Source organism: Murinocardiopsis flavida (assembly GCF_003014485.1).
In the GTDB taxonomy this organism is placed as follows: Bacteria; Actinomycetota; Actinomycetes; order Streptosporangiales; family Streptosporangiaceae; genus Murinocardiopsis; species Murinocardiopsis flavida.
Map to the genome: position 1 here is coordinate 1 of NZ_PYGA01000007.1, position 18,706 is coordinate 18,706.

An 18,706-nucleotide genomic window follows, 5' to 3' on the forward strand; every position below is an offset into this window, starting at 1 on the left:
GGTGGTCAAACCATTGTGAAGGCGAACCCTGACCGACATGGTCCTGGCGGACCATCATTGTCAATCAAAGGAATCCCACCACCACACACCCCGAAGGGTCCGGGTGGACGGGGCCAAAACAAACTTTGGCTTAAAGAAAATCGAACACGCGCTGTTGAGTTCTCAAGAAACAACCCGCACACCCGCATACAAAACCCGGAGGCTTCTTCTGTCGGGACGGTGTTGCGTTTCGTTTGTATCTTCTACGTTAACAGCCGTTTCCTGATCCGCCAAACCGGCGATATTCAGAATCAGACTGCCGAAAACCCGAATTCCTACGAGCAGAAGAACCGAGAGGAAGACTATCAACCGAAATCGAATGCTTCGGTCGATGAGGTTTTCGTGGGTATCGTGCGAGCTGGTTTCGAGGGCCGTGAAGGCCGCTCACCGCCTCGCAGTGCGTTCGTAACTATAAGGGCCGCACTCGGACGCGTCAAACTGGACCCCGGCTCTGGGCCGCTGCCCGAGCGCCGGAGCGTTTCGGCCTTCGGAGCAGGCCGCCACGTTCCCGAGTTCACGTGAGCCGGATCTTGCAGCCCACGTGGTAGGTCAGGTCTGTTATCTGCTGCACGAGCTTACTTGCCCCCGTGCCTGTCCGCTTAAACACGCGCCCCGCAAGGTTTGTTCCGGCCGTCCCGGACGCCGGGCAGCGGCGCAGCTCAGCGCGCTGCCCGGCCGCGGGCGCCCCCGGCGAGGCGGGGGCACCCGCGGCCGGCCGTCAGGTGACGACGACGCCGCCGACGCTGCGCTTCCCCCTGCGCAGCACCAGGTACCGGCCGTGCAGCAGGTCGCCGTCCGCCACGCGCGCGTCGATGTCGGTGACCTTGACGTTGTTCACGTACGCCCCGCCGTCCTGGACGGCGCGCCGCGCGGCCGACTTGCTCGGGACCAGGCCGCTCGCCGCGAGGAGGTCCACAACGGGCGGCAGCGCCGCGGCCGGGCCGTCGGCCTCGGTGCGCGGTACCTCGGCCAGGGCGGCGTCGAGGGTCGCGGCGTCGAGCCCGGTGAGGTCGCCCTGCCCGAACAGCGCCTTGCTCGCCTCGATGACCTTCCGGCACTCGTCCTCGCCGTGGACGAGGGTGGTGAGGTCCTCGGCGAGGGTCCGCTGCGCGGTGCGAGCGGCCGGCCGCTCGGCGGTCAGGCGTTCCAGCTCCTCGATCTCCGCACGCGTGCGGAATCCGAAGACCTTCAGATACCGGACGACGTCGCGGTCGTCGGCGTTGAACCAGAACTGGTAGAAGGCGTAGGGAGAGGTCAGCTCCGGGTCGAGCCACACCGTTCCGCTCTCGGTCTTGCCGAACTTGGTGCCGTCGGCCTTGGTGAGCAGGTTGGTGGTCAGCCCGTGGACCGGGCCGTGCGGCTCGTTGCCGTCCATCCGGCGGATGAGGTCGGTGCCGGCGGTGATGTTGCCCCACTGGTCGGTGCCGCCGATTTGCAGGGTGCACCGGTGCCTGCGGTAGAGCTCCACGAAGTCGTAGGACTGGAGCAGCACGTAGCTGAACTCGGTGTAGCTCATGCCCTCGCCGCCGAGGCGGCTCTTGACGGTCTCGCGGGCCAGCATCTGGTTGACGCTGAAGTGCTTGCCGACATCGCGCAGCAGTTCGATCGCGCCGATGGAGTCGAGCCAGGCCCCGTTGTTCTCCAGGACCGCGTCGGTCGGCTGCGGCGCGCTTCCCTCGGGGGTGAAGCGCAGGAACGCGGACAGCTGCCGGCCGAGCACGTCGACCCAGTGCGCGATGGTCTCCGGTGAGTTGAGGGAGCGCTCGCCGCCGGGCTTGGGGTCGCCGATGAGCCCCGTTCCGCCGCCGACCAGCGCGATGGGACGGTGACCGGCCCGCTGGAACCGGGCGAGCGTGAGGACCTGGGTGAGGTGCCCCACGTGCAGGCTCCCGGCGGTGGGGTCGAAGCCGCAATAGAGGGTGATCGGGCCATCGGCGAGAGCCTTGCGGAGTCCGTCAAGGTCGGTGGTCTGCGCGAGCAGTCCGCGCCATTGGAGTTCGTCGATGATCTCGGTCACTGTGCTGTCCCGTGCTCTTTCCATGCGGCCCACGCGCGTTGCGCGGTGTGCGACTCGGGTCGTCCGGGCGCAGTGCCGCCCCCTGGACCTGCGGGTGCGCCCGTGTGCCCGCGGACTCCCCCACGGTATCGGCTGCCGATGGGCACCACCGAACCGATATCCGCGCATCGAACCGCTTGACGCGCGAGGCTAACGATATTAGCTTTCTGGCTATGGACATTAACGAGCAGGCGTCGGCACCACCCGAGACCCGGTTCCTGAACCGCCCCGAGGGCCGCATCGCGTACGACCTCTACGGTGTCGGCAACAGCGGGCCGGTCGCCATCTGCGCCCCCGGCATGGGCGACCACCGCACCACCTACCGCCACCTCGCCCCCGCCCTGGCGGCCGCCGGCTGGCGGGTCGCGGCGCTGGACCTCCGCGGCCACGGCGACAGCGACACCGGCTTCACCGACCACTCCACCCGCGCCCTCGCCGACGACATGACGGCCCTTGCCGAAGAGCTCGACGGCGGCCCCGCCCTCCTGATCGGCAACTCCATGGGCGGCACCGCCGCTGCCTGGGCCGCGGCCGCCCGGCCCGACCTCGTCCGGGGCGTGGTCCTGATCGCGGCCTTCCTGCGCGGCGAGGGGGTCCAGGGCCCGATGAAGTGGGCGCTCAAGCTCGCACTGCTGCGGCCGTGGGGGCCCAGGTTCACCCACTCCTACCTGTCGGGCCTGTTCTCCGGCCGGACCGCCGACGACCACGGCGACCACGTCGGCGCCATACGCACCCACCTGTCCGACCGCCGGCGCTTCCCCGAGATCATCGCCACGGTCGGGAACGCGTTCCACGCGCCGCCCGCCCGGCTCGACGACGTCCGGGCGCCGGTCCTCGTCGTCATGGGCGAGCTCGACTCCGATTTCCCCGACCCCGCGGCCGAGGCCGCGTGGCAGGGCGAGCGCCTCGGCGCCGAGGTGCTGACCGTCCCCGACGCCGGGCACTACCCGCAGGCGCAGCGCTCCGATGTCGTGGCGCCCGCCGTCGTCGCGTTCGCCCGGGCGGCGTCCCGTGGCTAGGGCCGGCCTGACACCCAAGGCCGTCGCGCAGGAGGCCGCCAAGGTGTGCGACGAGAAGGGGGCGGCGAGCCTGTCCTTGGCGACGGTCGCCAAGCGGTTCGGCGTCGCGGTCCCGAGCCTCTACAAGCACGTCGACGGCTTGGGCGGGCTGCGGCGCGAGGTGGCGCTGCTGGCCTTGGCCGAGCTCGGCGCCGCGCTGCGCCGGGCGACGACCGGCCGTTCCGGCCCCGATGCGATGCGCGCCCTCTCCCGTGCCTACCGCGGCTACGCCAAGGCCCATCCGGGACGCTACAGCGCCTTGCAGCAGGCACCGGGGAGCGGCGACGCCGAGGCGACCGCGGCCGCGGAGGAGGTGCTCGAAGTGATCTTCGCCGTGCTGCGCGGCTTCGCGGTCCCCGAGGGGTCGATGGTCGACGCGGTGCGCGCCTTCCGCAGCACCGTTCACGGCTTCGTGGACCTGGAGGCGCGCGGCGCGTTCGGCCTCCCCCAGGACGTCGACCGCAGTTACGGACTGCTGGTCGAGGGTTTCATCGGCACGCTCGTGTCATGGCCGCCCACCGAATCGCCCACCGAATCGATGGATCCGGACAACCGGAAGAAGGGATAGCACCATGCTCGCTGGACATTTCGGAGTCGCGGGGATCGTCAAGGCGGTACGCCCCGAACTGCCAATGGGGGTGCTGCTGGTCGCCAGCCAGGTGCCCGACCTGTTCTTCCTCCCACTGAGCATGGCGGGGGTCGAGCGGCTCGCCCCGGTCGCCGGGGCCGACGGCTACGGCGCCAACCTCATCACGGCCCCCTTCTCGCACGCGCTGGTGTCGAACGTGGTGTTCGCCGCCCTCGCCGGGGTGCTGGTCGCCGTCCTGGCCCGCGGCCGGTGGGGCCGGGGAGCGGGGTGGATCGTCGCCGGCACCGTGTTCAGCCACTGGCTGCTGGACCTGATCGTGCACCGCCCCGACATCGCCGTGCTGCCAGGGAACGCGGGCGGGCTCCCGTTGCTGGGCCTGGGCCTGTGGGAGGCCCCCGTCGCCGCGGCGGTGGTCGAAGGGGCGCTCGTCCTCGCCGGGATCGTGCTCTACGCGTGGCGCACGCTCCGCGATCACCCGGACCGCACGCGGGCGCTGCTGTACAGCGCGGGGATCGCCCTGCTGCTCGCCGGCTCGTTCGTCGCCGACCTGCTGGGCTGATGCCGGAGGCCGCCCGAAACCCCCGCGCGGGCGGCCACATCCGGCCACGCTTCGTCACCTTCCATTAACCGCCCGCTATTGCGCTCTCCGCTGTTTCGGTTGAGGGTTTCCAATGTCCGAAAGCACCCGCTCTGCTTTGGAGACCTTTATGCGCACCCCCCTGCGCCGCATTCCCGGGGCAGTCCTGGCCGCGGCCGCAACCACCCTCCTCGTCCTCGGCGGCGCCGCACCGGCGTCCGCCGCCCCTCCCCCGCCGCCCTCACTCGACGAGGTCCGCGGCCTGCTCGCCGAACTGGAGGTCGAGGACGAGGGCTCCGGCTCCGACTACGACCGCGACCTCTTCCCGCACTGGTCCACCGTTGAAGGCAACTGCAACACCCGCGAACACGTCCTCAAGCGCGACGGCGACGGTGTCGAGACCGGCGAGGACTGCTATCCGACAGCGGGCTCGTGGACCAGCGTCTTCGACGACGTCACCGTGTCCGACCCGTCGGAGATCAGCGTCGACCACTTCGTTCCGCTCGCCGAGGCGTGGCGCTCGGGCGCCGACACCTGGACCACGGATGAGCGGGAGAAGTTCGCCAACGACATCGACACCGGCCAGCTCTGGGCGGTGACCCCGGCCAGCAACTCCGCCAAGGGCGACAAGGACCCCGCCAAGTGGATGCCCGAGCAGGAGTCGATCCACTGCGACTACGCCCTGACCTGGGTCCACGTGAAGTCGACGTGGAAGCTGAGCATCGACGCGGAGGAGAAGGCCGCCGTGGAGGGGCTGCTCGACTCCGCCTGCTGACCCCCGCCCATTGATCGACCCGCGTCGGCGGCCGGTATCCGTACCGGCCGCCGACGCTCGTGTGCGCGGCCGGCGTCTACAGCGCGCGCAGGCCGTCGAGGACGGCCCGCAGGATGCCCTGGTCGGCGTCGTCGCCCGCGTGCCGCGCCGCCCCGCGGCGCAGGTCCCCTTCGGCGATCATGTCGGCCGCGAGCCGCTTGACCACGCTGACCGGCAGGTCGAGCCGCGCGGCGAGTTCGGCGATCGAGAGCGGCCGGGCGCACACGGTCAGCGCCTGCTCCCGCTCGGGCCGCAGGGCGTCGTCGCGGTCGGGCGCCCGGGTGGCGGCGACCATGGTCATCAGGTCGACGGCGGGCCCCGCGGCGCCGGCCGAGACCTGCACGGCGAACGGCCGCAGCAGGCGTCCGGGGTCCTCGTCGGCGGCGTGCCGGCTAGTCATCGGCCTTGCCCCTGCCCCGGCCCCCTTGGCCGTCGAGGCCGCGCGGGTCCGCGGTGCCCCGGCCGGTCTTCGTGCTGAGGAGGGTCACGGGGGCGAGCTGCGACTCGTCGGGCCCCGGGGCGTCCTCCAGCAGCCGCTGCGGCAGCAGCGCCGTGGCACGGGTGCCGCCGTAGGGCGACGGGGAGAGGCGCACCTTGACGCCGTGCCTGGCGGCGAGCCGGGCGACGACGAACAGGCCGAGCCGGGGCTCCTCCGGGAGCGCCATCACGTCGAACTCGGGCGGGTCGGCGAGGGTGCGGTTGGCGGCGTCCATGGTCTCCTCGGTCATGCCGAGCCCGCGGTCCTCCACGTCGACGGCGAGCCCGCCGGGGACGGCCCCGCTGTTGACGTCGACGGGCGAGCCCGCCGGGGAGAACTGGGTGGCGTTCTCGACCAGCTCCGCGACCAGGTGGACGACATCGGCCACGGCGAACCCCTGGATGTGCAGCTTCGGCGCCGAGGTGAGACGTACGCGCTCGTAGTCCTCGGTCTCGGAGATGGCGGCGCGCAGCACCTCCACCAGCGAGCGGGGTTCCCGCCAGCGCCGTGCCGAGCCCGCGCCGCCGAGGATGATGAGGTTGTCGGCGTAGCGCCGCCCGCGGGTGATGAGGTGGTCGAGGCGGAACAGCCGTTGCAGCGCGGGGGCGTCCTCCTCGGCGAACTCGATCTCGTCGAGCAGCCGCAGCTGCCGCTGGACGAGTGCCTGGTTGCGGTAGGCGATGCCGAGGAACACGCGGGTGGCGCCCTCGCGGATCTCGGCCTGCTTGACGGCCGCCCCCACGGCGGTGCGCTGGGCGGTGTTGAAGGCGTCGGCGACCTGGCCGATCTCGTCGTCGCCGTGGGACAGCGGGGGCAGCTCCTTGGCGACGTCGACCCGGCGCCCGCTCTGCGCCGCCGCCACGAGTTCGGGCAGCCGGGTGGCGGAGAGCTCCAGTGTGTCGCCGCGCAGCCCGCGCAGGCGCTCGGTGACGCGGCGCGAGGAGCGCAGCGCCACGACGATGGCGACGCCCCCTGCCGCGAGGGCGATCAGGCAGCCGCTGAGGTTGGTGCCGATGCGCCACAGCGCCGCGCTGGTCGCCTCGCTGATCGCGGTGTCGGTCTGCGCGGCGACCAGCGCGTCGAAGGCGGGTGCGGCGTCGCGGACGGCGTTGTCCCAGTCGGTACCGCTCACCGGGATCTCGGTGTTGAAGGCGGCGCCGTCGCCGGTCGTGGCGCCGGGCGGGTCGGCGACGACCGGGGCGCGGGTGACGACCCGGCGGCTGAACTGCTCGGTGCGGACCCAGGACGCGTCGCCGAGCATCTCCTTGAAGGAGGCGCGCTCGGCGGGCCCGAGGTTGCGCTCGGCGCGGGTGAGCGTGTCGCGGTAGGAGGCGGAGAGGTAGGTGAACCGGGCCGTCTCCTCGTAGGTCATCTCGCCCGCGGTGAGGGCGCCGGCGAGCAGCGCGTCGGCCTGGGAGTACTGGTCGAGCGCGCCCATCAGGTCGAGCGCGAGGACGCCGGCGGCGAGGCTGCGGTCGTCGTCGAGCTGGACGACGACGGCCTCGGCGACGAGGAGCGCGTCGCTGATGACGGCGGTGTAGCCGTCGAGGACGGCGGCGCGGTCGGCCGGCCCGGCGGAGTCCTGCTCGTCGACGCCCGTGCGCAGGGCCGCGAGTTCGGCGCGGTCGCCGAGGAGGCTGTCGACGCGCCGGTCCAGCTCTCCCTCCCCGTGGTCGTACAGGCCCTCGGCGCTCTTCGCCGCACTCTTCAGGGCGCGGTCGGTCTCGGCCCGTTGGCCGCGCAGCCGGGCGAGGACCGACACGGCGGCGTCCTCGTCCAGGCCGGCCAGGTGGACTTGGCTGAGCCTGCGCTCCTTGCGCAGTTCGGCGGCCACATCGGTGAGCGCGTCCAGGCCGCGGCCGCCCTCCTTGACGGTGAGCAGCGCGGCCCCGGCCTGGACGGTGCCGGTGGCCGTGATGACGGCCCACAGCGCAAGGAAGCTGATGCTCGGGATCAGCACGATGCGCGTGAGCTGGCGCCGGATGGTCCGCTTCGGGCCCTTCCCCTGGTCCGGGGCGGCCTTCGACGCGTGTTGTCCTCCCATGTCCCCTCCCCTGAGACTTGGGTGGGCGCACGTGCCGCGTAGGCCGCGGGGGGAACGACGCGTGTCAGGGCCGTGCGGTGCTTCCGTGCGCCCGGGAATGCGACGACGCTACCGGAAAAACATTGCCCTGTGTTGTCAAATAATTACGATAAGTTATCGAGGTGCGGTTGTTCAGCTCTCGGGGCGGTGCCTCGATCCCACCGGAGCGGGGAGTTCCTCCAGCGAGGGCTGCCTTTCGGCGCCGAGCGCGTTGAGGACCTCGGCGTAGCGCCACGCCACGATCTTGCCCAGCAGCGGCTCGGCGCCCAGCGGCGAACCGACCCTGATCCGGTGGCGCTCGGAGAGCCGGGCCAGCGACCGCGGCCCGAACTCGGCCGCGATGACGCTCGGCGCGACGACCGGCCGCACACTCCCCGCCTCGGACAACTGGGCGAGGACCCCCTTCAGCCCCGCGTCGTCGCCGAGGTCGGCCGGCAGCACGGTGACACCGAGCCGCGCCGCCAGCAGCACCGCGGAGACACCGGCCCCGCTGACCGCCTCGGCGCCGCCCACGGCGCCGACGATCACCCCGTCGGCCATGGTCGCGGAGGCCGCGGTCACGCTGATCCGGCGCATCCGGTCGGCACGGACCAGGCCGTCGACGGCGAGGCGCTGATGCAGGGCCTCGGCGAGCATGGGGTGCGGGCCGAGGACGTCGGTGACCCTGGCGTCGGCGCCCGCGGCCCGCACAGCGGCGTCGACGGCGTCGGTGACCTCGGGGTAGGGCGCGGTGAGCAGGGGGACGACGACCGCGCGCAGGGCGCGGCCCTCCTCGGCGCGCAGGCCGCCCAGCGCCTCGGTCAGCGTCTCGCGCTCGCCCTCGGTGTGCCCGTAGCGGACCTCCACCTCGGGCCGGTGCGCGCGGACGAGGTCGACCATGCCGGGCCCCACTGTGCCGCCGGCCGGCCCGGGGACGGCGAGCACCAGCGCCGGGGTGCCGATCCACTTGTCGAAGGACAGCGGGTCGCGGTGGCGGCCTGATCGGCGCTTGGGCAGAGCACGCGGGGGGAGGGCGCCCGATTTCGGCGTCGTGTCAGAATTCACGCGAACGATGCTAACGACTCAGGGACGCCGATCTCTCCGCAACCTGTACTCAACAGCATGGAAGCACTCCGAGGGGTGATGTCCGGCGCACGCGCCGGGTCGTGTCAGTCCAGCGCGGCACCCGCGCCTCCGTTGCGCCGGATCGCCTGCTCCACCAGGGTGATCAGCACGTTCTTGCCGGCCTCGCGGTCGCGGGCGTCCGACATGAGGACGTCGACCTCGCCGCCGACGTCCAGCGCGGCGCGGATCTCGGCCGCGGTGTAGGGGCAATCGCCGTCAAAACGATTCACGGCGATGACAAACGGCATACCCCGCTCCTCGAAGAAGTCGACCGACGGGAAGCAGGTGTCGAGCCGGCGGGTGTCCGCCAGCACCACCGCGCCCAGCGCGCCGCGCGCCAACTCGTCCCACATGAACCAGAACCGCCCCTGCCCCGGGGTCCCGAAGAGGTAGAGCACCACCTCGTCGTTGACGGTGATGCGGCCGAAGTCCAGCGCCACGGTGGTGGTGGTCTTCTGCTCCACACCGTCGAGGTCGTCGACGCCGAGGCTGGCCTCGGTCATGACCTCCTCGGTGTTCAGCGGGGGAATCTCGCTGACCGCCCCAACGAGGGTCGTCTTCCCCGCCCCGAATCCCCCGGCGACCAGGATCTTCACCGCCGCCGGGATGGCCGGTGCCATGGCGCCCGCAGGCGCCTGCTCAAAGCTTGCGGATTCCATCGAGTACCGCCTGAAGTATGTTCATTTCGGGAGGCTCCGCGGCGGGCCGCGGAGCCCGCGTGTGCACGTCGCCCCTGCTGATCAGATCCCCCAGCAGCACCTTGACCACGGTCATCGGCAGGTCGAGGCGCGCCGACACCTCCGCCACCGACACCGGGCGCCGGCACAGCCGCAGGATGTCGGCGTGCTCGGGTTCGAGCATGCGCCAGTCGATCCGGGTCCGCGCCGCCACGACGAGGCTGATCATGTCGAGGCCGGTGCCCTTGGGGCGGGTCCGCCCGCCGGTGACCGTGTAGGGGCGCACCAGCGGGCCCGTCCCCTGATCCCCGCCGGCGGCCGGGGCTGCCACGGCGGCGGGCGACGTCGGGGGCCGCGCGGCGGCGCCGGACGGCTCGGGGGCAGCGTGCGCCCGGCGCGGCGGCGCGTTCGCGCCCTCGCGGCCGCGCAGCCCGGGGTGGCGCGAAGGCGCGGGGAACGCCTCCGGCGCGGTTCGGCGCTCCCCCGGGGCGTCGGGGTAGGTCATGATCCCCCTGTTCCGGCCGCGCCGGCGGTCGAGGGCTCAGCGTCGTCCTCGGTGCGGCGCGGCGCCGAACTCAGGAACTGCCCGACCCGCTTCACCCGCATGTTCATCTCGTAGGCGACGAGGCCGACATCGGCGTTCTCCGCCGCGAGGACGGCGAGGCAGGCCCCCTCGCCCGCCGCAGTGACGAACAGGTACGCGCATTCCATCTCCACTACGGTCTGGCGCACCGCACCGCCGCCGAAGTGGCGGCCCGTTCCGCGCGCCAGGCTCTGGAAGGCCGACGCCACGGCGGAGAGGTGCTCGGCGTGCTCGCCGGACAGCTCCCTCGACCGGCCGATGGGCAGCCCGTCGGCGGAGAGCACGATGGCGTGATCAGCGCCGACGACCCGGTCGACGAGGTCGTCGAGCAGCCAGTTCAGATCGCCCGCGGTGTTGCTCATTCGGTCACTCGCTCTTCTCAGTAGGATCGCCGGTTCCCGACCGACCGGTGCCGCGGGAGGTGCTGCCCGCGGGTTCACGGGCGGGCCCGTCCCCGCCTCGGGGGGCGGACGCCTGCGGCCCGGAGGGCGCCTGCGCGGGTGGCGAGCCGTTGTCGGCCGGGTCGGCCTCGCGGCCGCGCCGGGTGCCGCTCTGGAACGCGCTCAGCGTCCTGCGGATCTCCTCCGGCGAGCGGTCGGTGCCGCCCGCCGGCGCGGCCTGCTCGGCGAACACGCCCGGCCCGTTCTCCTGGGAGCGCAGCTGGGGCGCGAGGCTGGCCTGGCGGCGCCGCTTGGGCAGGCCGGGCGTGCCCCCGCCGGGCGCCGCGCCGTCGGCGGCACCGTCCAATGCGCCGGCGGACCCGACGCGCGGCTGCCGCTTCGGCAGCGCGTCGACGCTCGGCAGCGGCGCCTTGGCGGTGGCGGGCGGTTCGGGCGGGCGCTCCCTTGGTGGGCGGCGCCGGGGATCCGCGCCCGGCCCGGCGCCGGTTGCCGACGCGAGGAGGTCGCCACTGGGCTCGGCGGGCGGCGCGCCGCCGTCGGAGCGTGCGCCGACCGCCCGCAGCGAGCGCTGCCGGGTCTCGGCGCCCCGGTCGTGCTGCGGCGCGATGAGCACCGACGGCAGCAGCACCACCGCGCGCACCCCGCCGTAGGGCGAGGGGCGCAGCTCCACGCGGACGCCGTGCTTCTCGGCGAGCCGGGCGACGACGAACAGGCCGAGCCGCGCGTCGTCGGTCATCGCCATGACGTCGTACTCGGGTGCGTCGGAGAGGGTGCCGTTGGCGTCGGAGAACGCCTGATCGCTCATTCCGAGCCCGCGGTCCTCGATCTCCAGGACGACGCCCTTGGGCACGTTCTCGCAGTGGATCTGGACGACGGAGTGCGGCGGGGAGAACGCGGTGGCGTTCTCCACGAGCTCGGCGACGAGGTGGATGATGTCGGCCACAGCGGCGCCGTGCAGCGCGATGTCGGGCACCAGCCGCAGCTTGACCCTGGCGTACTCCTCGGTCTCGGAGATGGCGCCGCGCAGCACGTCGACGAGCCGGATGGGGTTGCGCCAGCGCCGGCCCGGCTGCGAACCGCCGAGGATGATGAGGTTCTCGGCGTTGCGGCGGCCGCGGGTGGCCAGGTGGTCGAGCTGGAACAGCTCGTGCAGCAGGTCGGGGTCGTCCTCCTCGCGCTCGATCCGGTCGAGGAGTTGCAGTTGGCGCTGCACCAGCGACTGGTTGCGGTGCGCGATCCCGAGGAAGACCCGGTTGGCGCCGTCGCGGATCTCGGCCTGCTTGACGGCCGCGGAGACCGCGGTGCGCTGGGCGATGTTGAACGCGTCGGCGACCTGGCCGACCTCGTCGTCGCCGTAGTCGAGGTGCTGGAGTTCGGTGTCGAGGTCGACGGGCTCGCCCCGGCCCAGGCGGCGCACGATCCGCGGCAGGTCGTCGCGGGCCAGCCCCAGTGCGTCGGCGCGCAGGGACGCCAGGCGGGCGATGAGGCGGCCGGCCGACCGGGACGCGGCGATGTAGGCGAGGCTGCCGGCGAGCATCGCGATGGCGGCGCCCACCGCGGCGAGGGCGAACGCGCGGTTCGCCGCGGCCGCCGTCGCGTCGACGGCGAACTCGGCCTGCGCGTCGGCGAGCACGATGAGGTCGGCCGCGACGGGGTCGGCGACGGCGCGCCAATCGGCCCGCTCGGGCGCGGCCCTGGCGTCGTCGGCGACCCGCTCGGCGAAGGTGGCCGTGCGCCGCCACTCCGACGCCTCGGTGAGCGCGCGGTGGGCGCCGGCGGGCGCGCCCGTCAGCGCCGGGACCGCGTTGGCGAGGTACTCGCGCGTGGCGGAGTACAGGCCCGCGAACCGGGTCCGTTCGGGCCCGGTGAGCCCGTCGTCGCCGAAGGAGCCGCTGAGCATCGCGTCGGCCTCGGCGAACTGCTCCTGGGCGCGCATGAGGCGCAGCGCGTCGGCGCTGGCCGACACCGCGGGGCCGTCGGCGAGCAGGCGGCCGGTGACGTCGTAGAGGCCCAGTGCGGGGTCGATGAGCTCGCGGTAGCCGTCGATGGCGGCGCCCCTGCCGATGGTCGACGCCATGACCTGCTTGCGCAGGTCGGTGCGCTGGTCGAGGGCGCCGAACAGGACGGTGGCGGCCTTCTGGACGGTGGCCTCGCCGTGCCCGCGCAGCGCGGGGCCGCGGTCCTGGAGGTCGTCGATGGTGGCGTCGGTGGCGTCGGCCTGGCCGCGCAGCGCCTGGAGCGCCCGCGGCGACGGTCCGGCCAGGAACTCCACGGCGAGGCGCCGCTCCTTCTGCAACTCGACCACCGTGGTGTAGAGCTGCACCCCGCTCCTGCCGTCGGACGCCGCGATGTGCAGGGACACCGCGCGCATCAGGGTGGCGCCGCTGATGGCGGCGAACAGCAGGAGGAAGGTGACGCTCGGGATCAGCACGACCCGGTTGAGCTGCGACCTGATACTGCGCTCGGCACGGCCCGGCTGGCTCATCGCGCTCCTCCCACGGCGTACGCGCGGGCACCGGCGCACCCGCGCGGCGGCGCGGTCGGTGGTGTCCCGTCCGGGACGGGCGGCGCCGCAGTGGCACGGCGACGGCGGAGCGCACCGGCCCCGGCGGCACCATCAGCACCCGCGGCACCTCTGGTCACTTTCCGCCAGTGGACGCACACCCTTGGTGCCCACAGCTTCAGGACGCTACAGGATCGGTGTCGCCGCTACCTCGGTTTCCGCGAATTCGCCCCGCGGGTGCCGACCTCCCGGGTGCAGCGGCCGCGCCCGGGTCAGGGACACGCGCCGGCCCGGGGCCGCCGCCTGCGCCGCCGCCCCGGGCCGGGTACCCCGCAGGGCCGGTCAGCCGCCTGCGGCGAACGCGCGGTGCTCGGCCGCTTCGGCGCGGGCCTGCTCCAGCTGCTCCTCGACCCGCGCGGGGGCCGTGCCGCCCTTGCCGGAGCGCGACGCCAGCGACCCTTCGACGGTCAGTACCTCGCGCACATCGGGTCCGAGGTGCGGGGAGATCGCGGCGAAGTCCGCGTCGGTGAGGTCGGGCAGGTCGACGCCGCGCTCCTCGCAGACCCGGACGCAGGCCCCGGCGATCTCGTGGGCGTCGCGGAACGGCACCCGGCGGCGCACCAGCCACTCGGCGATGTCGGTCGCCAGGGAGAACCCCTGGGGCGCGAGTTCGGCCATGCGGTCCCTGTTGACGGTGAGGGTGGCGACCATGCCGGTGAACGCGGGCAGCAGCAGGGTGAGGGTGTCGGCGGCGTCGAACACCGGCTCCTTGTCCTCCTGGAGGTCGCGGTTGTAGGCGAGCGGCAGGCCCTTGAGGGTGGTGAGCAGCCCGGCGAGGTCGCCGACGAGCCGCCCGCTCTTGCCGCGCGCCAGTTCGGCGATGTCGGGGTTCTTCTTCTGCGGCATGATGGACGACCCCGTTGCGAACGCGTCGTCCAGTGTCACGAAGGAGAACTCCTTGGTGGACCAGAGGATGACCTCCTCGGCCAGCCGCGAGAGGTCCACGCCGATCATCGCGGTGACGAAGGCGAACTCGGCGACCACGTCGCGCGCCGCGGTCCCGTCGATGGAGTTCTCCGCCGAGGCGGAGAACCCGAGTTCCGCCGCCACCGCCTCGGGGTCGAGGCCGAGGGAGGATCCGGCCAGCGCGCCGGAGCCGTAGGCGGAGACGTCGGCGCGCCGGTCCCAGTCGCGGAGCCGGCGCACGTCGCGCAGCAGCGGCCAGGCGTGCGCCATGAGGTGGTGGGCGAGCAGCACGGGCTGGGCGTGCTGGAGGTGGGTGCGCCCCGGCATGGCGACCCCCTCGTTGGCGTGCGCCTGGTCGATGAGCGCCCCCACCAGGTCGAGGACCTCGGCCGCGATGGCGCGGGCCTGCTCGCGCAGGTACATGCGGACCAGGGTGGCGATCTGGTCGTTGCGGGAGCGCCCGGCGCGCAGCCGGCCGCCCAGCTCCGGCCCGACCCGCTCCATGAAGCCCCGCTCCAGGGCGGTGTGCACGTCCTCGTCGGCGAGGACGGGCGTGAACGCGCCCGAGGCGACATCGGCGGCCAGCACGTCCAGTCCTTCGAGCATCGCCGCGAGTTCGGCGTCGGTGAGCAGCCCGGCCCCGTGCAGGACGCGGGCGTGCGCGCGGGAGCCGGCGATGTCGTGGCGGGCCAGCCGCCAGTCGAAGTGCGTGCTCAGGGAGAGCCGCGCCAGCGCCTCCGAGGGTCCGCCGGCGAAGCGGCCGCCCCACAGGCGGGTGACCTCGGCGCCGTTCTCCTGGGGCGCGGTGCTGCTGGATTCGGGTCCCTCACCCACGGTGGGCCGCCCTTTCGCGTGAATCGTGCATGGGGCCGTCCCGGGCGGCGCGGCGCCGTTCCGGGGCGGCGGTGTCAGGGGCGGCGGTCGGCCAGCCGCAGCAGCGCCGCGGCGAGCTCCCCGCCGCCTTCGGGGTCGCGGGCGATCACCAGGATGGTGTCGTCGCCCGCGATGGTGCCGAGGATCGCCGGGATGTCGGTGTGGTCGATCGCCGACGCCAGGTACTGGGCCGCGCCGGGCGGGGTGCGGACGATGACCATGTTCGCCGACGCCTCGGCCGCGACCAGCAGGTCCTCGGCCAGGCGGCTGAGCCGGGAGTTGGACATGTGCGCCAGGTCCAGGTCGTCGGGCCGGGCGCGCTGGAGGCGCTCGCCGCCCTCCCCCGGCAGGACGTACACCAGGTTCCCGTCGACGGTGCGGAGCTTGACCGCCCCCAACTCGTCCAGGTCGCGCGAGAGCGTGGCCTGGGTGACCAGGACCCCGGCTTCGGCCAGCAGCCGGGCCAGCTCGCTCTGCGAGCGGACGTCGCTGCGGGTCAGCACCTCGGTGATGCGGGCGTGCCGGGACGCCTTGGTCAGCGGGTTGTGGGACGCGGCCGGCCCCTGGCCGTCGGCGGTCATCGTCGGCGGTCCCCGTCGTCGCCCTCGGCGGCGTCGGCCAGGATGGCGGGCAGCGCCGCGGTGAACTCCAGGACCTCGGCGCGGGTGATGGTCAGCGGGGGCGCGATGCGGACGGTGTCGGGCGCCACGGCGTTCACGAGGTACCCGCGCCGCGCCGCGGCGTCTTGGACCCGGGCCGCCGCGGGCCCGTCGAGGACGACGCCGCGCCACAGCCCGGCGCCGCGCACGGACGCGACGAGCGGGTGGCCGAGCGCCGTGATCCGCTCGGCGAGCAGCGCGCCGAGTTCGGCGGCGCGGTCGAGCAGCCCCTCGCCCTCGATGGTGTCGAGGACGGCGAGGGCGGCGGCGCACGAGACGGGGTTGCCGCCGAAGGTGGAGCCGTGGTCGCCCTTCGCGAAGGCGGTGGCGTAGTCGCCGAACCCGACGCACGCGCCGATGGGCAGGCCGCCGCCGAGCCCCTTGGCAAGGGTGAGGACGTCGGGCACGACGCCCTCGGCCTGGTGCAGGAACCAGTGGCCGGTGCGCCCCACCCCGCTCTGGATCTCGTCGAGGACGAAGGCGGCGCCGGTCGCGTCGCAGATGGCGCGCGCCTCGCGCAGGTACCCCGCGGGGGGCGGGACCACGCCGGCCTCGCCCTGGACGGGTTCGAGGAACACCGCGGCGCAGGAGTCGGTGACCGCGGCGCGCAGCGCGTCGGCGTCGCCGTAGGGCACGAACCGCACGTCCATCCCGAAAGGGCCGAACGGTTCCCGGATGGCGTCCTTGCCGGTGAGGGCGAGCGCCCCGGAGGTGCGGCCGTGGAACGCGGCGGCAGCGGCGACGAAGTAGCCGCGTCCGGGGCCGGCGGCGCGCTTGACCAGCTTCAGCGCCGCCTCGTTCGCCTCGGTCCCCGAGTTGGCGAGGAACACCTTCGCGTCGCCGCCGAGCAGGGCCCGCAGCCGCTCGGCCAGTTCGACCTCGCGCTCGTGCAGGTACAGGTTGCTGGTGTGCGCGATGGCGGCCGCCTGGTCGGCGACCGCCTTGACCAGGGCGGGGTGGCCGTGGCCGAGCGCCGACACGGCGATCCCCGCGACGAGGTCGAGGTAGCGGTTGCCGTCGGCGTCGTAGACGTGCCGTCCCTCACCGTGCGAGAGCGCGATGGGCGGGGTGCCGTAGTTCGGCATCAGCGCGGCGTCGAACCGCGCCTGGAGCTCCGTTGTGGCGCTCATTCCGCGGCCGCCTCCTCGCCGAGCCCGACGGCGCCGGTGAGGTCTTCGGGTCCCGCCGCCTCGGCGACGACCATGGTGCCGATGCCGTCGTTGGTGAACACTTCGAGCAACATGGCGTTGGGCACCCGGCCGTCGAGGATGTGCGCCTGGGGGACGCCGCCGCGCACCGCGCGCAGGCACGCCTCCATCTTCGGGACCATCCCGCTGGTCAGGTCGGGGAGGAGGGATTCCAGCTCGCTGGCCGACAGCCGGTTGATCAGCTCGGTGTTGTCGGGGTAGTCGGCGAACAGCCCTTCGACGTCAGTGAGGACGATGAGCTTCGCGGCGTCGAGGGCGACGGCGAGCGCGGCGGCGGCGGTGTCGGCGTTGATGTTGTACACGCCGTCGCCGAGGTCGGAGCGGGCGATGCTGGACACCACGGGGATGCGCCCGTCGTCCAGCAGCGAGCGCACCGCGCCGGGCTGCACGTCGACGACCTCGCCGACGAGGCCGATGTCGACGGGCACGCCGTCGACGATGCCGGGGCGGCGCTCCGCGGTGAACAGGTGCGCGTCCTCCCCCGACATGCCGACGGCGAACGGGCCGTGGTCGTTGACCAGCCCGACGATCTCCCGGTTGACCTGGCCGACCAGGACCATCCGCACGATGTCCATGGTCTCGGGGGTGGTGACGCGCAGGCCGCCGGCGAACTCGCTCTGCACGCCGAGCCGGTCGAGGTGCGCGCTGATCTGCGGGCCGCCGCCGTGCACCACGACCGGGCGCAGCCCGGCGTAGCGCAGGAACACGATGTTCTCGGCGAAGCGGGCCCGCAGCCCCGGGTCGGACATGGCGTGCCCGCCGTACTTGATCACGACGGTCTGGCCGTGGAAGCGTGCCAGCCAGGGCAGCGCCTCGATCAGCGCGTTGGCCTTGTCGAATGCTTGCTGGTGGGTTCGCGCAGTCATGTGGAGTAAGCCGAATTCTCGTGAACGTAGCCGGTGGTCAGGTCGGTGGTCCAGATGGTCGCGGCGGCGCTGCCCGCTGACAGGTCGACGGTGACGGTCACATCGCGCGGCTTCAGGTCGACCTTGGACCGGGAGTCGCCGACGGCGCCGCTCCGGCAGATCCACACGCCGTTGATCGCGACGTTGAGCTGGTCGGGGTCGAACACCGCGTCGGTGGTGCCCACCGCCGCGAGTACCCGGCCCCAGTTGGGGTCCTCGCCGAACATGGCGCACTTGAACAGCGCGTTGCGGGCGATGGTGCGGGCGACGGTGAGCGCGTCGTCCTCGCCGGCCGCGCCCACCACCTCGATCGCGATGCTCTTGGTCGAGCCCTCGGCATCGGCGATGAGCTGCTGGGCGAGGTCGGCGCAGACCTCGGTGAGCAGGGTCTGGAACTCCGCCTCCGACGGTGCGGTGCCGCTGGCGCCGTTGGCGAGCAGCAGCACCGTGTCGTTGGTGGACAGGCAGCCGTCGGCGTCGATCCGGTCGAAGCTGACCGCGGTGGCGGCGCGCAGCATCCGGTCGCACTGCTCGGCGGTGAGGTCGGCGTCGGTGGTGACGACCGACAGCATGGTGGCGAGCGCCGGGGCGAGCATGCCGGCGCCCTTGGCCATGGCGCCGATGGTGTAGCCGCTGCCGCGCCGGAACGCGATCTTGGCGACGGAGTCGGTGGTGCGGATGGCGTCGGCGGCCGGGAGCCCGCCGTCGCGTGCCGCGGCGGCCACGGCGGCGTCGGCGCCGGCGAGCAGCTTCGGCATGTCGAGCCGCTCCCCGATGAGGCCGGTGGAGCAGACCGCGACCTCGGCGGCGGAGTCGTCCAGCGCCGCCGCCACCCGCTCGGCGGTGGTGTGGGTGTCGGCGAACCCGCCGGGGCCGGTGCATGCGTTGGCGTTGCCGGCGTTGAGGACGACGGCGTGCACCCGCCCGCCCTTGACGACCTGCTCGGACCAGAGGACAGGGGCCGCCTTGACCCGGTTGCGGGTGAAGACCCCCGCCGCGGCGCGGTTGGGTCCGTCGTTGACGATGAGGGCGACGTCGCGGGCGCCGCTGGGCTTGAGCCCGGCGCAGACGCCGGCGGCGCGGAAGCCGCGTGGTGCGGTGACACTCACGGTATGGCCTTTCGGATCGTCGTG

At 73.3% G+C, this 18,706-nt stretch carries 18 protein-coding genes; 5 read left to right on the forward strand and 13 right to left on the reverse strand.

Going from position 1 to position 18,706, the window contains the following annotated elements; genetic code table 11:
* A partial coding sequence (locus CLV63_RS34050; protein ID WP_211301270.1) for a hypothetical protein occupies window positions 1-561 on the forward strand: 561 nt, incomplete at its 5' end.
* Window positions 562-757: 196 nt separating this feature from the next.
* Here the strand turns inward: CLV63_RS34050 and tyrS are convergent.
* On the reverse strand, window positions 758-2,056 hold the full coding sequence (gene tyrS / locus CLV63_RS11465; RefSeq protein ID WP_106582971.1) for a tyrosine--tRNA ligase: 1,299 nt from the start codon (window positions 2,054-2,056) through the stop codon (window positions 758-760).
* 212 nt (window positions 2,057-2,268) lie between these two features.
* On the opposite strand from tyrS, the gene CLV63_RS11470 reads away from it, so the two are divergent.
* The 4 genes from CLV63_RS11470 (at window position 2,269) to CLV63_RS11485 (ending at window position 5,094) form a co-directional block, all read left to right on the forward strand.
* Window positions 2,269-3,114 (forward strand): alpha/beta fold hydrolase, encoded by an 846-nt coding sequence (locus tag CLV63_RS11470; protein ID WP_106582972.1) that lies wholly within the window; start codon window positions 2,269-2,271, stop codon window positions 3,112-3,114.
* Entirely contained in the window at window positions 3,107-3,721 is a 615-nt protein-coding gene (locus CLV63_RS11475; RefSeq protein WP_106582973.1) for a TetR/AcrR family transcriptional regulator, read from the forward strand. Before CLV63_RS11470 ends, CLV63_RS11475 begins: the two co-directional genes overlap by 8 nt.
* 4 nt (window positions 3,722-3,725) lie before the next feature.
* Window positions 3,726-4,301, forward strand: coding sequence for a permease (locus CLV63_RS11480; RefSeq protein WP_106582974.1), 576 nt, complete (start codon window positions 3,726-3,728; stop codon window positions 4,299-4,301).
* Window positions 4,302-4,449: 148 nt separating this feature from the next.
* Window positions 4,450-5,094 carry an HNH endonuclease family protein gene (locus CLV63_RS11485; protein ID WP_106582975.1) on the forward strand — a complete coding sequence of 215 codons (645 nt, stop codon included), beginning with the start codon at window positions 4,450-4,452 and terminating at the stop codon, window positions 5,092-5,094.
* Between the two features lie 76 nt (window positions 5,095-5,170).
* Here the strand turns inward: CLV63_RS11485 and CLV63_RS11490 are convergent, their stop codons facing one another.
* The 12 genes from CLV63_RS11490 to argJ all read right to left on the reverse strand — a co-directional run bounded on the left by CLV63_RS11490 (window position 5,171) and on the right by argJ (window position 18,682).
* Window positions 5,171-5,533 carry a DUF742 domain-containing protein gene (locus CLV63_RS11490; protein ID WP_106582976.1) on the reverse strand — a complete coding sequence of 121 codons (363 nt, stop codon included), beginning with the start codon at window positions 5,531-5,533 and terminating at the stop codon, window positions 5,171-5,173.
* Window positions 5,526-7,655 carry a sensor histidine kinase gene (locus tag CLV63_RS11495; RefSeq protein ID WP_106582977.1) on the reverse strand — a complete coding sequence of 710 codons (2,130 nt, stop codon included), beginning with the start codon at window positions 7,653-7,655 and terminating at the stop codon, window positions 5,526-5,528. Before CLV63_RS11495 ends, CLV63_RS11490 begins: the two co-directional genes overlap by 8 nt.
* Window positions 7,656-7,826: 171 nt before the next feature.
* Window positions 7,827-8,654 (reverse strand): sirohydrochlorin chelatase, encoded by an 828-nt coding sequence (locus CLV63_RS11500; RefSeq protein WP_106583163.1) that lies wholly within the window; start codon window positions 8,652-8,654, stop codon window positions 7,827-7,829.
* 188 nt (window positions 8,655-8,842) lie between these two features.
* Window positions 8,843-9,457, reverse strand: coding sequence for a GTP-binding protein (locus CLV63_RS11505; protein ID WP_245928740.1), 615 nt, complete (start codon window positions 9,455-9,457; stop codon window positions 8,843-8,845).
* Window positions 9,438-9,806 (reverse strand): DUF742 domain-containing protein, encoded by a 369-nt coding sequence (locus CLV63_RS11510; RefSeq protein ID WP_245928762.1) that lies wholly within the window; start codon window positions 9,804-9,806, stop codon window positions 9,438-9,440. The genes CLV63_RS11505 and CLV63_RS11510 overlap by 20 nt, the downstream gene beginning before the upstream one ends.
* A gap of 170 nt (window positions 9,807-9,976) precedes the next feature.
* On the reverse strand, window positions 9,977-10,420 hold the full coding sequence (locus tag CLV63_RS11515; protein ID WP_106582980.1) for a roadblock/LC7 domain-containing protein: 444 nt from the start codon (window positions 10,418-10,420) through the stop codon (window positions 9,977-9,979).
* A gap of 4 nt (window positions 10,421-10,424) precedes the next feature.
* Complete coding sequence (locus CLV63_RS11520) at window positions 10,425-12,944, reverse strand: sensor histidine kinase (protein WP_106582981.1); 2,520 nt, start codon at window positions 12,942-12,944, stop codon at window positions 10,425-10,427.
* 360 nt (window positions 12,945-13,304) lie between these two features.
* A complete protein-coding gene (gene argH / locus CLV63_RS11525) occupies window positions 13,305-14,762 on the reverse strand; it encodes an argininosuccinate lyase (RefSeq protein ID WP_106582982.1) in 1,458 nt (485 codons plus the stop codon).
* Window positions 14,763-14,836: 74 nt separating this feature from the next.
* On the reverse strand, window positions 14,837-15,382 hold the full coding sequence (locus CLV63_RS11530) for an arginine repressor (RefSeq protein ID WP_106582983.1): 546 nt from the start codon (window positions 15,380-15,382) through the stop codon (window positions 14,837-14,839).
* Window positions 15,379-16,590 (reverse strand): acetylornithine transaminase, encoded by a 1,212-nt coding sequence (locus CLV63_RS11535; protein ID WP_106582984.1) that lies wholly within the window; start codon window positions 16,588-16,590, stop codon window positions 15,379-15,381. Before CLV63_RS11535 ends, CLV63_RS11530 begins: the two co-directional genes overlap by 4 nt.
* Entirely contained in the window at window positions 16,587-17,534 is a 948-nt protein-coding gene (gene argB, locus CLV63_RS11540; protein WP_106582985.1) for an acetylglutamate kinase, read from the reverse strand. The genes CLV63_RS11535 and argB overlap by 4 nt, the downstream gene beginning before the upstream one ends.
* Window positions 17,531-18,682 (reverse strand): bifunctional glutamate N-acetyltransferase/amino-acid acetyltransferase ArgJ, encoded by a 1,152-nt coding sequence (gene argJ / locus CLV63_RS11545; RefSeq protein WP_106582986.1) that lies wholly within the window; start codon window positions 18,680-18,682, stop codon window positions 17,531-17,533. The genes argB and argJ overlap by 4 nt, the downstream gene beginning before the upstream one ends.
* Between the last annotated feature and the right edge of the window lie 24 nt (window positions 18,683-18,706).